Raw genomic sequence first — 13019 nt, forward strand, 5'->3', positions numbered from 1 at the left:
TGGGCTATTCGTAGTGTTGTAAGGGCACATGGAGGAAAATGTAATGAATATCGAAGACGTTAAATTATTTTTAGAGCAGAACAAAGAGAATCAAGATGTACTTGGATTGGTAAAGCAATATGCTCCTAATCAAGAATTTGGATTTGAGCAAGCAAAACAGCTACTTGAAACAAACGATGAAGCAAAAAGATGGTTAGATTCTGAAAAGGATAGACATTACTCAAAAGGTTTGGAGACGTTCAAACAAAAGACAATGCCTACCCTGATTGATGAAGAAATCAAGAAACGTAATCCTGATAAGACACCTGCAGAACTAGAGTTAGATAATCTTAAAGCGAAATTTGAACAAATGGAAAATGAAAAAGTTAGAGAGTCATTGAAAAATAAAGCTTTAACTGTAGCATCAGAAAAGAAAATTCCAGCTCAAATTATTGACTTCTTTATTGGTCAAGATGAATCAACAACAATTAGTAATTTAAGTGCATTTGAAACAGCGATGGAAACTTATATTAAAGCACAAGTAACTGAAAGACTTAATGGTTCGTACAAGCCACCCGGTGATAATAAAAATCATCTTGGTGTGAAAAATCCGTGGAATAAGGATACTTTTAATCTTACTGAACAAGCGAAGATTCTAAAAGAAAATCCAAATTTAGCAAAACAATTAGCTTCACAATCAAAATAAAAAACCAAAATAAAAAACTTAAATTTAGAGGAGTGTATTTTTTATGTCAACAAAAATTTCTGATATTATCGTCCCTGAGGTATTTAATCCTTATGTAATTAACCGTACTGCTGAACTATCTGCACTAGTGCAAAGTGGAATCGTGGTTCCAAATAATGAACTTGATAGCCTAGCTTCAAGCGGTGGGAAAACTATTAACATGCCTTTCTTCAATGACCTTACAGGTGATGATGAAGTATTAAGTGATGATGGAGCACTAACTCCACAAAAGATTTCAACAGGTCAAGATGTAGCTGTACTATTAATGAGAGGTAAGGCATGGGGAGTAAATGACCTTGCTAAAGCATTATCTGGTGCTGATCCAATGAAAGCGATTGGTGATTTAGTTGCAACTTATTGGGCAAGACAACGCCAAAAGACACTATTTGCTGTTCTTAAAGGTGCTTTTGAATCAGCTTCTATGGCTGGAAATGTACATGATGTATCTGCTGTAGTTGGACAAGAAGTTATTTCTGCTACTGGTTTCATTGATGCTCAATATAAACTAGGTGATGCTGCAGGTCTTTTAACTGCTGTAGCTATGCATAGTGCTACTTATGCTAAATTGCAAAAAGACCAATTAATTACTTACAAACAAGACCCTGTATCTGGTGTATCATTCCCTGTTTATCTTGACAAAAGGGTTATTGTTGATGATGGTTGCCCTGTAACTAATGGCGTTTACACTACATACCTATTTGGTCAAGGTGCAGTAGGCGAAGGTAATGGTTCAGCTCCAGTACCAACTGAAACTGACCGTGATTCTTTGAAAGGTGAAGACATCCTTATCAACCGTCAACATTTCATCTTGCATCCTCGTGGTATCGCATTCCAATCTGCAAGTGTGGCTGGTTCTTCTCCAACAAATGCAGAACTTGGTAATGCTGTAAACTGGAATAAAGTGTATGACAACAAGAATATTCGTATCGTTAAATATGTCCATAAATTAGCTTAATTTTAAACGGGGAGGGAGATTACTCCTTCCCTTTTTTAGTCTTTATTAGAAAGAGTGATTAATTTGAGTATAACTGGTTTCAACAGGAGACGTAGAGAAGAAGAAGAACTTAAAAAACAAGAAATAGTTGAAGAAGTTCAAGTTGAAGAGGTTCAAGAGGATATTGAAAAAGAAGAAGTAGTTGTTGAAGAAGTTAAAGTAACTAAAAAAGAGAAAAAAGCCACTCAGCAAAAAGCGAGAGGGTGATTTAAGTGGATAAAGAAATAGTAAAACAGCTTGCAGGTATTACAACCAGTAAGCATGATGCTTATATTGATGTTGCAATACCTTTATTCTTAGAATTCATCCAAGAGCATTGTAACAACGATTTCACCAATGATTTAGGTGTAGTTACCGTAAAAGGTGGAATTAAGATTGCTATTGCAAAAATGATTGAGTTCAACATGAATAAAGTAGGACAGAAAACCCGCACTTTTGGTGATGTTGCCTATTCCTTTGATACTGACTTCCCTCCTTCCATCATGAGACTCCTACAGCCATACAACAGGATAAGAGTATGAACGAATTTCCACATATCGTAACTATTGAAAAAGAGGGTAACATTCCTGATGGAGTGGGCGGTGAATATTTAGGTTGGCTTACATTCAAAGAAGCATCTGACGCACTTGTTATACCAACTACAGAGGGACATAAAGTATTCATGGAATATGATGAAGAAATTAATTCTACTATGAGGGTTATACATGGTGAGAAAAAGTTACGTATCAATGATGTAATCGACCAAGGCGGGCAAAATGAAATATTACTTGTATTGTGTGAAAAGTAGGTGAAGGCATGAAATTCAAAACAAAATTTAAAGGTTTGGATCAATTAACTACTAAGCTTGAAACATACAGAGAAGATAAGACACAAGAAGCAATTGAAATTGTAACAGATACAGCTTTTAAGATTCAAGCAAACGGAAAAACTAGAGTAGCAGTGGATACTGGACATACAAAACGAAATATTAAAGTTGAAATAGCATCAGATGGATTGAGTGCATTAATCGGTACTAGGGGCGATGATGTGGAGTATGCAGTACCACTTGAATTTGGTACTAATGATACTCCTGCTCAACCTTTCATGGTTCCTGCACACGAAGAAGAAAGACCAGAATTCCTAAGCAATCTTAAAGATACTTTAGGTGAAGTGTGATGTTTAGACGTACAGCGTTACTTTCATTACAAGAAGGTATTTACAAAAGACTATCAACTGATTCAGCTATTAATGCTAAAGGCGTAAAGGTATTAGATAATGTTCCAGAAACTAAGCCTTTTCCTTACATAGAAATTGGTGAGGATACAGTAAATGATTGGTCAACAAAATTAGAGTTTGGTGAGGAAGTTACTCATACATTACACATTTGGTCACAGCATGGCGGTAAAAAAGAAGCAAAAGAAATCATGAATTTAATATTACAAAGTCTTTCACAGCCATTGTCACTTGATGATGGTTTTTCTATTGAGTTTTCTAAACTCGATTTCATGGAAGTTTACAATGATCCAGACAAGATAACTCGTCATGGTGTAATACGATTTAGATTTAAAATTTCACAATAATAATGGAGGGTTTTAAGCATGGCAGAAACTAAAAACGTAAGAATATTGCTATTTATCAACACAGGAACAGAGCAATTACCAGTATACAGTCCCGTAGGTGGACAAAGAAATGCAACTCTTGCCGAAGAAGTAGGAGAAATTGATTTAACAACAGAGGATTCAAATGGTGCGTCCGAATTTGGTCATGGTCTTTACAGTGCAACTATTGAATGTGATGGTTTATATATTCCAACATCAGCAGGTTATCAAGGTTTGAAAGGTGCATTCCGTGACAGAGAAATGATTAAAGTTCAAATTAAAGAAGATGATGCAGCGACAGAAGAAGCAACATGTCTTATTACAAATATGGAAACGTCTGCTCCTTATGATGGAGAAACAACTTATACAGCGTCTTTACGTGTTTCAGGAGCAATTAGACCAGTAGTATAACAAGTAAAATTAATTAAAAATAAAATTAACTAGCCGTTTGGATAATTTCAAGCGGCTTAAATTGGAGGAAATATAAAATGACACAAGCAACTTTTTCAAAAATTAAAATTAACGGTGAAGAATACATTCTTAAATTTACATTCAATGCAATTTCTGACTTAGAGGAACATTACCAAAAAGGAATTTTTAGTGTTGTACAGGGTGCAACTATCGGCTTCAATACAGTTCGTAATTTTTATTGGGCAGGTATGTTATGGAAGAATCCAAACTTACAACCACATCATGTTGGTGCAATGCTTGAGCAGGAAATGGAAGAAAATGAAGATTTTGATATTCAAGAACATATGGAAGAAGCAGTAAAAGCTTTGACTAATTCAAAAGCATTCAAACTTATGATGAAACGTGCTGAGGCTAAACAAGCTAGAGAAGACTCAAAAAACTAATAGGTGGCTTAGATTGGGATTTTGTTTATGACATAGCGTTTGGTGCGCTCAATCTAAGTCATGAAGAGTTTTGGAAATTAACTCCGTCTGAATTTATTGACTTATATGATGGTTGGAAATGGAGAGAGAAAAGACGAGTCGAGGAAATTGAAAAAATGCATGAAATAGAAATGACAAGGCTATCTATTTTAGCAAGCTGGCTAACAGCACCACATTTGAAGAAGCCTATGAAACCAAAAGATTTTTATAACCCCGACAAGAAACAAACTCCTCAAAAAACCACGCCGGATGAAAGTAAACACATTTTAGATGAGTTGCAAAAAGAAATGGGGGTGGGGTAATGGCACAAACAGTAGCAGATCTAATGGTAGAAATAGGTGTAGATGTAAGTGGGATTCAAAGAGGTGTTAGTGAAGCTACAAGCACTATTGATAGCATGGGTACAAGTGTATCAGAAATGGCTAAGTCAATGGGTGAGAATGTTCAAGGATTTTCTAATAAATGGGGCATGATGTCTAGTGAAATGCAATCAGCTTACAAAGATGCCCAATCCGTACTTAACCCCTTCAAGCAAGATTTGTTGGAAGTTGAGTACGGATTTTTTAAGCTATCGCAAGGTATGGGTGATTACAAAGGTACTACAGCGCAATTTATGAATGAACTCAATTCTTTGGGAAGTAAACACAAAAAAATTACTGATAACATGATGAAGAATAATGATTTCATGAAGGCTGGCTTTATCGAAGGTATTGCTACAATGCAAGCACGTAGTACAGCGAGTGAAAAAATTGCTCAAAACTTTGACAAAATGAACAATCCTTTATACAAGTTAAACAATGGATTCTTGAAGATTTCACAAGGTATGGAAAATATGGCGAAGAAGGGTACTCCTGTTTATCTTGCCTTGCAAAAATTAGGGCCGAATGCCAACATGAAAGACTTAAATGATCAGATTAAGTTAATTAATGGCGGTCTTTTGCGTATGGCAGGTGTTGCTTTAATCGCTGCAGGTGCATCCGTTCTCGTATATGGTGCATTACATGAAGCCTCAAAAAGTATTCCGGGCTATTCCGAATCAATAGAAACCATGATGTCAACGATAAGAGAAGCTTTTCAGCCTATGGTTGAGATTTTCGCAGCAGTCATGATGAAGGTTTTTGAATTTGTTACAGCAGTCGCAGCATTAGTGGTCAAATTCAATGAAGCTCATCCAATGATAGCGTTAATTATTCAAGGATTCTTAATGTTATTACCTGCTTTATTCTTAATTTTAGCACCATTAGCAATTGGTATTGGATTATTCGGTGGACTTTCCGCAGCTTTCGCAGCGATTGCACCTATAATTATGCCTATCGTTGCAGGATTTATGTCTATTGCAGGAACAGTATTATTAGTTGCAGGGATTATCGTAGGACTCATTGCAGTTCTTTATTTGCTATGGACTAAGACAACTTGGTTTAGTACAGCGGTAATTGCGGTTTGGGAGGCTATAAAATCTGGGACACAAGCAGCTTGGGATTTTATCTTGAATGGCATACTTATTCCAATTTGGGATGCATTAGTTTCCTTTGGTCAAGAAATATTAGCTAAATTTTCTGCACTTTGGGATGAACATGGTGCAACTATTATGGCTATTGTTGAAGGATTCATGTCGTATATCTGGAAAAATATTCAATCTGGAATGAAATTTATACAAGGGATTTTTCAGGTAGTTTGGCCTGTTATTTCTGGACTAGTAAAAATTGCATGGGGTTTAATTAAAACTGCTATTTCCACAGGTGTAGACATAATAACTGGACTAATCGATGCAGGAATGTCGCTTTTAGAGGGCGATTGGGAAGGCGCTTGGGATGCTATTAAGGGAATAGCCGAGGATATTTGGAACAACATAGAAGCTTTCTTTGAAGGAATCGACTTAGCAGGAATAGGCTCAGATATCATTCAAGGCTTGATAGACGGTCTTGGATCAATGGCAGGGGCAATATCAGATAAAGTTGCATCATTAGCCGAATTAGTACCAGATGGACTTAAGGATTTCCTTGGAATTCATTCTCCTTCAAGGGTAGTAAAAGCGCTCATGAAGTGGGTTCCAATCGGGGCAGCAGAAGGTATCGAAAGTGGTCTAGGAGTGGTTGAAAAATCAGTTCAAAGATTGTCCGAAACAGCTACACCAGATATTAAAGACATAAAGACAAATATTGAAGCAGGATATAGAGCACCGGATTCAAATAATTCTATTTATTCTTCAAATGGTATGAAGTCAAATTCAAATCAAAACGGAAATCAAGGTGGAACTATCCAAATCAATCTAGATGGTAGGACGATTGGAGAAGCTACATTCGATACAATTAATGATTTACTAGGTAAAGATATTCGTATGTCAAGACCGAGGGGGGTTATTGGGTGACACTTTATATACAAAAAGAAAATGAAGAATTAATTGATACAAGTGAATTAATTACTTTACAGAGATTTCAACCTTCTGCGCCAACAAGGATTCCTATCTTTCAAGAAATTGATGGTAGGAGAGGTTCCTTACCTGCTTCAAATGCTTTAACAACTCGTACCATAAACGTTGAGTTTTATTTTAAAGCTCGTGATAATGCTGATTTTGTTTTGAGAAGAGATGAGTTGCATTCATTATTTGATAGTGAAGAACCATTCTACATAATTGATTCAAGACAGCCTTTTAAACGGTGGAGAGTTAACATTGAAAGTTGGGATTTCGAAGACGTTGCACTTATTAGTAAACATACCATTACCTTCACTGCTATGGATGGGATGTGTGAGTCTACAGGAAGCACATTAACTCCATTAACATTTGATTCTGAATCTTGGGGAATTGGTCAACATTTACTTGCAGAAGACCAAATGTATACTTTTACTGGTGATAGATTTAGAGTCTACAATGCAGGAGATATCGAAGTTGACCCTAGAGAAAAACCAATGACAATCACGTTTAAAGGTGCTTCGGAGAATTTATCAATCCGTAATGTTACTCTTGGTCAATCTTGGAAGTATTATGGCACATCGGACTCACACGACACAATTAAACTAGATCGTGTTTTCTTTAAGAAAAATGATAAAAGTATATTTAATGATACAAACCGAATGTCATTAAAGCTAGTAAAAGGTTGGAATGAATTCACTGTTAGCGGTGCAACTTCAACTTTTGAAATAGCTTTTGACTTTCGGTTTTATTATTTATAAGAAAGGGGTTTGAACATGTTAGTTGTTCACTCATTAGATGGACAAATTGAGCCATTAGTTGATTGTGAATTACCGCAAAGAAGATGGGTTTTGAATGGTGATAAGTCACTTAGCTTTAATATATATCGGTCATTTAGCAATGAAGAATCTTTTGATTTAATACAGGGACAATGCTTGATTGAAGTCGATGATGATTATTTTAGAGTAAAGCAAGTAGGAAAACAATTAAGGTCGAGTACACAGTATAAAACCGTATCTTGCTTACACGTATTGTTTGACTTGGAAAAGAATCGAGTGTATTCCACTTTGAATAATACAGTTAGTATTGAGCAAGCAATGACACTCATTACAGCTAACACAAAATTTACATTTACAGTTGAAGGAACTTTTGATGGAGTAGTATTTGAGGAATTTGGGAAAGACGATTCTTACACTCTTCTTCAAAAGGTATTAGAGGAATATGGTGCTGAATTAGAAGTAAAGAAATTTCACATTACCCTAAAAAAGCGAATAGGTGTAGATAACGACTTTCAATTTAGATACAAACATAATATCACAGCAGTAGACGAACAAATTGATACGAATGATTTAACTACATATATCGAAGGAACAGGGAAACTAGATGCTAATGGGAAACCTTTAATTAGTGTTTCATATGAAAGCCCCAATGCTTCTGTATTTGGCAGACTACACGCAGACCCAATTAGCAATGAGACATTCACGATTGCTGAAAATTTAAGAAACCACATAGCTTCTAAACTTCAAGATACTCCTAAAATTTCCATTAAGTTTGATTATCATACAGTTGTCGGTGAGATTGGTCAGGAGATTGGGAAAGGGGATGCAGGTTGGCTTATCCATGAGGCTTTAGGAATTGAAATCTATACGAGAGTTGTAGAGATATTAGATTACCCCGGAGTTGATACTCCACCTGTTATCACAATTGGAAATGTTCTTTTCAATGGAGCAGAAGAAATAGTTATAAGAAAGGGGAAATAAATAATGGTATATAATCCTAAAAAAATGGATCACTTACAATTTAACAGACAGTACAGAGATGATTTAGATGAAAATTTTGAGGGAATTAAAGATGAAATTATAGAAATAAACAAACAGAATGAGACGATGGATGCTCGCTTGACATCAGTAATACTTAACCCTACTGGTGGAGGTAATCCAGAAGTAGTAGCTGCGAGAATGTCCAGAGAAGGGGAAGAGCATCCTTCATTATTTGCACATTTAACTGCAATGGAAAAAGACATTTTAGATGACAAAGTTAATATACAAGCCTTAATGGAATATCAAGAAAGATTGCAAATGAAAATAAATATCGATGAAGCCGAAGATAAATATTACTACGTTGATGGGAATTGGGGTTGGGATGAAAACGTAGGAAATACTTCATTTGCACCTTTTAAGACAATTCAGAAAGCATTAGATATGATTCCTCAATCAACTACAGGTGGGGCAGTTACCATATTTATAACTGATGACGTATATGAAGAGGATTTAGTTTTAAGAAATAAACAAGGTTCGGATATTAGAATTGTAGGGAATCAAGAAGTTCCTACTAATGTAAAGATAAATTCATTTTATGCAGTCAATATAGATGCTTATCTTAATATCAGTGGAATAGAAGCTACGACAGCTATAACTAATGGATTTCTTTATGATCGTTGTTCTTACGTAAATACGAATAACTGTGTAGTACAAGTTAATAAAAAGGCAAGTGGATTGAATGGGATTCTTTACTCAGCAAGTAGGGGTGTTATCTCTGGTTGTACTGTATCAAATAATGTAAATGGAATTATTGCTAATTTCAATTCACAAATAACAGTCGAATCTAACAACACTGGCACAGGCAATACAAACGGAATAACTTCTGCTCGTTCCACTATCCATAAATCAGGTAGTCATACTGTTACTGGAACAACAAAGAATGAACACTATTATTCTGGTGGACAAATTGTAAGTGGAGGAATTGTTTAAGCACTCTTTATAGGGTGCTTATTTTTTTATGTTTTTGAAAGGGGAAATGAAATGTATAAACCATATGCGATAACTTTGGACACGATGAAAAAAGTTCAAAATAACATGTTTTCTATAAATACAAATGATTTAAATACACCAAAATTACTAATAACTATTGAACAAAATGGCGAACCAGTCATTCTAGCCGAGGGTGTAAAAGTAAGAATAGAAATAGAGAAACCTGATAATAAGTTAGTCTTTCAGGATTGTACGATAATTGATCCAGCAAAAGGATTATGTACAGTTGTTTTAAACACAGAAGCTTTTGAAGTACAGGGCAATCATGAGGCAGAGGTAATGGTGTACTATTCGCTAGATAGGATTGCTGTTACAAACAAATTTGCATATACAGCAGTTAAAGGTTTGTTTAATGCAGAAACACTTGAAAGCTCAAATAGTTTTACAGCTTTAAATAAAATCGTGTCTGATGCTGAAACAGCACTAAGTAATACAATTATTCACGAACAAAACGCATTACAACATGCAGAACAAGCAAAGATTAGTGAAGCTAATAACAATCAGACAGTAGCTGAAACAATAGAAGCAAGAACGAATGGACTAGGTGTAACTTTTCCATCCCTAAAAGAACGTATGAATGATTTTGATTTTAAAGTTTCAGGTGCAGGTGACGTTTATTTCCCTATGTATACACCTCAACAAAAGGGTGCAAAGGGTGATGGAATTCAAGATGATACTCCTTACATACAAGCTATCCTAGATGTCGCTATAACTAAAGGGGCGGTTTATTGCCATATTCCCAAAGGTACTTATCGACTTACAAATAAGTTGTATCTAAGTAAGAATACGAAAATTATCATGGACAAAAATGCAAGGCTTCTACGTGATCATAATTCTGGTTGGTTTATAAATGGAAAGTCAACAGATAGCTTCACAGAGTATAACGGAAACGGAAATATCACTATTGAGGGTGGAATATTAGACGGAAATATTTTAAACCACAACAAGTCATTCAACGGTATTGGTCTTGCTCATGGTTATAATATTGTTCTACGTGATATTGAGATTCTAGATGTACGTGGTGCTCATGCAGTTGATTTGAACTCAAGTAGAGACGTATTGATTGAAGGTTGTAAATTTAAAGGTTATGACATTAACTATACAGTCGATGGAGATGGTGCATCATATTTCCGTGAAGCTATTCAAGTTGCATCCCACACAGAAGATGGATTCAGCTCCTTTGGTGCATATGATGGCACACCTTGTATGAACGTTACAATAAGAAATAACTATTTTGGAGCAAGTGCTAATCGTCCTGCTTATCCTTGTGGTGTTGGAAATCATGGACATACACCGGGCAGTTTCATCAAATACATTCGCATTTATGACAACACATTTGACGGTATGACTTATGCAGGAGTTCGACCTTACAAATATGAAAATACTACAATTAGGAATAATACGTTTCTTAACTGTGAATATGGAGTAAGATTCTCAAATCCAGATGGTAAAGGTTCATACGATAACGGTCTTCCAGAAGCAGGTAAGAATCTTATCGTTGAGGGCAATTATTTTTATCAGTCAAAGAAAAGAGATGTTTACCTTGCTGCATGGGCTTATAACGGTGTAGTTGCTAAATTTAAGAATGTTCAAATACTTAATAACATCTCCGAAGGTTATGGAGGGACTACTAATGAATCTATCTTGATAAATTTCTGTGACAATGTATTGATTCAGGGTAATTCATGTAGAACAGCTTATAGATTTATCATGTCTGCATACTGTAATAACGTTCAAATTAAAGATAATTTAGCAATTGATCTAACCACAGAAATATTATTCGTAAATGATGGTGATATTGCGGAACACCTTGGTAAAGGGTATACAAAGGATTATTATATTAGTGGAAATAGAGCTGAAAGAGGGGGGCGTACTGGATTCCTTATTTCTGGTCTAGATGGAGTAGAAATTCATAATAACATACTTACTGACATTGCACTTGATAATGCAAGTGGAAGTACAAGAAGTTCTATGAGCTTATCCAGTTCTACAAAAAATGGTCGTGTTTACAATAACAAGGTACGAGGTACGTATCAAAAGTATGGAATCGAATGTACATCTGGCACTCAAAATATCCAGACATTCAATAACGATGTAGTTGGATTGACTAGAGCAATATTGAATAATTCAGTTGGTGGATTTGAAGGAACATATATGTATAGTGCAAATGGAACACGTTACAAAATGACTGTATCAGATGCAGGTGCACCAGTATTTACAGCAGGATAAATAAATAAGCAAGAAATCCAAGTCGTCCTTATGGGCGGCTTTTTATATTGCAATGAAAGGGGTGGATTGGATTGGAAAATCGTGTGAAAAGTCTGGAGGTCGACATGACTGATGTTAAGACGCGATTGGCAGTTGCAGAATCCAACATTAAAGATGTTAAAGAGGATATTTCCTCAATTAAAAGTAACACAACGTGGATATTGAGAATCATTGTTGGAGCAATTGTTTTGGCATTACTAGGCTTAATTTTAAAAGGGGGAATTTAACATGGAACGATTAAAAAACTATCCGTTATGGATTGCGATTGCAGCATTAGGTGGTCTATTTATGAACGACTTAGGAGTGTTAACTCCAGAAAAGTATGATCAGTACGTCAATGCTATCCTGGCTGTACTAATAGGAGCAGGTATTTTCAATAACCCATCTAACGGGACTGGATTTAAAGACCAATAAAATCGAGGAGGAATTATAATGGTTAACTTGAACGAATTAAATCCTTATGTGGAGAAACAAGCAAAATTATTAGAAGTAAATGCAAATAAAAGGCTTACGAAATATAAAATGAAAATTACTCATGGTTTTAGATCCTTTGCAGAACAGAATGCAATTTATGCTCAAGGAAGAACTAAAAAGGGAAGTATTGTAACAAATGCTAAAGGTGGTCAATCCATGCACAACTATGGCTTGGCAATTGATTTCTGTTTAATTACCCCTGATGGGAAGAAAGCTGTTTGGGATACATACACTGACTTTGATAAAGATGGATTATCAGATTGGAAAGAAGTAGTTGAAGAAGCTAAGAAACTTGGATTTGAATGGGGTGGAGATTGGAAAAGTTTCAAGGATAGCCCCCATTTCCAAATGACTTGTGGATTAACTCTTAAAGATTTACAAAATGGTAAACGACCTGTATTTAAGGATGTAGAAGTGAAATCCGGTGATTCTAAGCAAAACGTAGGCAAAGCCACTACAAAACCTAAAGCACCTGTCAAAACTGCTCCTGTGAAGTCTGTGAGCTTACCAAATGGAGTTTATAAAGAAGGCGACAGAGGAACTGCTGTTAAACAAATTCAAGAGGCATTAAATACCCTTAACTTCAAATGTGGAAAAGTGGATGGACAATGGGGCAAGGCTACAACTTCAGCGATGAAAAGGTTCCAGTCTGTTTATTGTAATCCTGTCGATGGAGTGTACGGAAATAAAAGTCGTGCAGCAATGTTGAAGCAATTAAACAAGAAATAAAAGTAAACGTCAAGTAGCCCCAAATAACGATAAAAATTGTGTTATCAGGACTACTTGTCGTTTACGAATAGAGTATTTAAGACCTATTTAACGAAGATGTTTAGACATTTTGCAATTTAAACATCTTCTTTTAATCTTTT

The 13019-nt window shown here is 35.5% G+C and carries 18 protein-coding genes and 1 pseudogene; all 19 read left to right on the top strand.

Annotated elements, in window-relative coordinates:
- Positions 1-43 precede the first annotated feature (43 nt).
- The 19 genes and pseudogenes from Q8G36_RS13750 (at position 44) to Q8G36_RS13835 (ending at position 12879) form a co-directional block, all read left to right on the top strand.
- Positions 44-685, top strand: coding sequence for a DUF4355 domain-containing protein (locus Q8G36_RS13750; protein ID WP_305160522.1), 642 nt, complete (start codon positions 44-46; stop codon positions 683-685).
- Between the two features lie 43 nt (positions 686-728).
- A complete protein-coding gene (locus Q8G36_RS13755; protein ID WP_305160521.1) occupies positions 729-1679 on the top strand; it encodes a major capsid protein in 951 nt (316 codons plus the stop codon).
- Between the two features lie 63 nt (positions 1680-1742).
- A complete protein-coding gene (locus Q8G36_RS13760; protein WP_305160520.1) occupies positions 1743-1925 on the top strand; it encodes a hypothetical protein in 183 nt (60 codons plus the stop codon).
- Between the two features lie 5 nt (positions 1926-1930).
- The gene (locus Q8G36_RS13765) at positions 1931-2239 is read left to right on the top strand and encodes a phage head-tail connector protein (protein WP_305160519.1); all 309 of its coding nucleotides are present in this window, start codon (positions 1931-1933) and stop codon (positions 2237-2239) included.
- Positions 2236-2505 carry a phage head closure protein gene (locus tag Q8G36_RS13770; RefSeq protein WP_305160518.1) on the top strand — a complete coding sequence of 90 codons (270 nt, stop codon included), beginning with the start codon at positions 2236-2238 and terminating at the stop codon, positions 2503-2505. The genes Q8G36_RS13765 and Q8G36_RS13770 overlap by 4 nt, the downstream gene beginning before the upstream one ends.
- 8 nt (positions 2506-2513) lie before the next feature.
- A complete protein-coding gene (locus Q8G36_RS13775) occupies positions 2514-2873 on the top strand; it encodes an HK97-gp10 family putative phage morphogenesis protein (RefSeq protein ID WP_305160517.1) in 360 nt (119 codons plus the stop codon).
- A complete protein-coding gene (locus tag Q8G36_RS13780; RefSeq protein ID WP_305160516.1) occupies positions 2873-3277 on the top strand; it encodes a DUF3168 domain-containing protein in 405 nt (134 codons plus the stop codon). The genes Q8G36_RS13775 and Q8G36_RS13780 overlap by 1 nt, the downstream gene beginning before the upstream one ends.
- 18 nt (positions 3278-3295) lie before the next feature.
- Positions 3296-3706 carry a phage tail tube protein gene (locus Q8G36_RS13785; RefSeq protein ID WP_305160515.1) on the top strand — a complete coding sequence of 137 codons (411 nt, stop codon included), beginning with the start codon at positions 3296-3298 and terminating at the stop codon, positions 3704-3706.
- Between the two features lie 77 nt (positions 3707-3783).
- Positions 3784-4149 (top strand): tail assembly chaperone, encoded by a 366-nt coding sequence (locus Q8G36_RS13790; RefSeq protein ID WP_305160514.1) that lies wholly within the window; start codon positions 3784-3786, stop codon positions 4147-4149.
- Positions 4149-4238, top strand: a pseudogene (locus Q8G36_RS29285) (hypothetical protein); the annotation flags it as partial. The gene Q8G36_RS13790 and the pseudogene Q8G36_RS29285, both read left to right, overlap by 1 nt.
- A 66-nt stretch (positions 4239-4304) precedes the next feature.
- A complete protein-coding gene (locus tag Q8G36_RS13795) occupies positions 4305-4490 on the top strand; it encodes a hypothetical protein (RefSeq protein WP_305160513.1) in 186 nt (61 codons plus the stop codon).
- Entirely contained in the window at positions 4490-6556 is a 2067-nt protein-coding gene (locus Q8G36_RS13800) for a phage tail protein (protein ID WP_305160512.1), read from the top strand. The genes Q8G36_RS13795 and Q8G36_RS13800 overlap by 1 nt, the downstream gene beginning before the upstream one ends.
- Positions 6553-7359 (top strand): phage tail family protein, encoded by an 807-nt coding sequence (locus Q8G36_RS13805; protein ID WP_305160511.1) that lies wholly within the window; start codon positions 6553-6555, stop codon positions 7357-7359. The genes Q8G36_RS13800 and Q8G36_RS13805 overlap by 4 nt, the downstream gene beginning before the upstream one ends.
- A gap of 15 nt (positions 7360-7374) precedes the next feature.
- On the top strand, positions 7375-8358 hold the full coding sequence (locus tag Q8G36_RS13810; RefSeq protein WP_305160510.1) for a phage tail protein: 984 nt from the start codon (positions 7375-7377) through the stop codon (positions 8356-8358).
- Between the two features lie 3 nt (positions 8359-8361).
- Positions 8362-9348 carry a hypothetical protein gene (locus Q8G36_RS13815; protein ID WP_305160509.1) on the top strand — a complete coding sequence of 329 codons (987 nt, stop codon included), beginning with the start codon at positions 8362-8364 and terminating at the stop codon, positions 9346-9348.
- Between the two features lie 51 nt (positions 9349-9399).
- The gene (locus Q8G36_RS13820; RefSeq protein WP_305160507.1) at positions 9400-11637 is read left to right on the top strand and encodes a BppU family phage baseplate upper protein; all 2238 of its coding nucleotides are present in this window, start codon (positions 9400-9402) and stop codon (positions 11635-11637) included.
- A gap of 71 nt (positions 11638-11708) precedes the next feature.
- Positions 11709-11903: a hemolysin XhlA family protein gene (locus Q8G36_RS13825; RefSeq protein WP_305160506.1), complete on the top strand. Its 195-nt coding sequence runs from the start codon at positions 11709-11711 to the stop codon at positions 11901-11903.
- 1 nt (position 11904) lies between these two features.
- Positions 11905-12090 carry a holin gene (locus Q8G36_RS13830; protein ID WP_305160505.1) on the top strand — a complete coding sequence of 62 codons (186 nt, stop codon included), beginning with the start codon at positions 11905-11907 and terminating at the stop codon, positions 12088-12090.
- Between the two features lie 18 nt (positions 12091-12108).
- Positions 12109-12879, top strand: coding sequence for a M15 family metallopeptidase (locus tag Q8G36_RS13835; RefSeq protein ID WP_305160504.1), 771 nt, complete (start codon positions 12109-12111; stop codon positions 12877-12879).
- Positions 12880-13019 lie beyond the last annotated feature (140 nt).

Origin of the sequence: Peribacillus frigoritolerans (assembly GCF_030676415.1) — a bacterium.
In the GTDB taxonomy this organism is placed as follows: Bacteria; Bacillota; Bacilli; order Bacillales; family DSM-1321; genus Peribacillus; species Peribacillus frigoritolerans_A.

Excerpts from the sequence above, each read along its gene's own strand:
- Q8G36_RS13820 (WP_305160507.1), top strand. The coding sequence starts at position 9,400 with ATGTATAAACCATATGCGATAACTTTGGACACGATGAAAAAAGTTCAA.
- Q8G36_RS13755 (WP_305160521.1), top strand. The coding sequence starts at position 729 with ATGTCAACAAAAATTTCTGATATTATCGTCCCTGAGGTATTTAATCCT.
- Q8G36_RS13835 (WP_305160504.1), top strand. The coding sequence starts at position 12,109 with ATGGTTAACTTGAACGAATTAAATCCTTATGTGGAGAAACAAGCAAAA.
- Q8G36_RS13815 (WP_305160509.1), top strand. The coding sequence starts at position 8,362 with ATGGTATATAATCCTAAAAAAATGGATCACTTACAATTTAACAGACAG.
- Q8G36_RS13780 (WP_305160516.1), top strand. The coding sequence starts at position 2,873 with ATGTTTAGACGTACAGCGTTACTTTCATTACAAGAAGGTATTTACAAA.
- Q8G36_RS13785 (WP_305160515.1), top strand. The coding sequence starts at position 3,296 with ATGGCAGAAACTAAAAACGTAAGAATATTGCTATTTATCAACACAGGA.
- Q8G36_RS13800 (WP_305160512.1), top strand. The coding sequence starts at position 4,490 with ATGGCACAAACAGTAGCAGATCTAATGGTAGAAATAGGTGTAGATGTA.
- Q8G36_RS13830 (WP_305160505.1), top strand. The coding sequence starts at position 11,905 with ATGGAACGATTAAAAAACTATCCGTTATGGATTGCGATTGCAGCATTA.
- Q8G36_RS13770 (WP_305160518.1), top strand. The coding sequence starts at position 2,236 with ATGAACGAATTTCCACATATCGTAACTATTGAAAAAGAGGGTAACATT.
- Q8G36_RS13775 (WP_305160517.1), top strand. The coding sequence starts at position 2,514 with ATGAAATTCAAAACAAAATTTAAAGGTTTGGATCAATTAACTACTAAG.
- Q8G36_RS13790 (WP_305160514.1), top strand. The coding sequence starts at position 3,784 with ATGACACAAGCAACTTTTTCAAAAATTAAAATTAACGGTGAAGAATAC.
- Q8G36_RS13810 (WP_305160510.1), top strand. The coding sequence starts at position 7,375 with ATGTTAGTTGTTCACTCATTAGATGGACAAATTGAGCCATTAGTTGAT.
- Q8G36_RS13795 (WP_305160513.1), top strand. The coding sequence starts at position 4,305 with ATGCATGAAATAGAAATGACAAGGCTATCTATTTTAGCAAGCTGGCTA.
- Q8G36_RS13750 (WP_305160522.1), top strand. The coding sequence starts at position 44 with ATGAATATCGAAGACGTTAAATTATTTTTAGAGCAGAACAAAGAGAAT.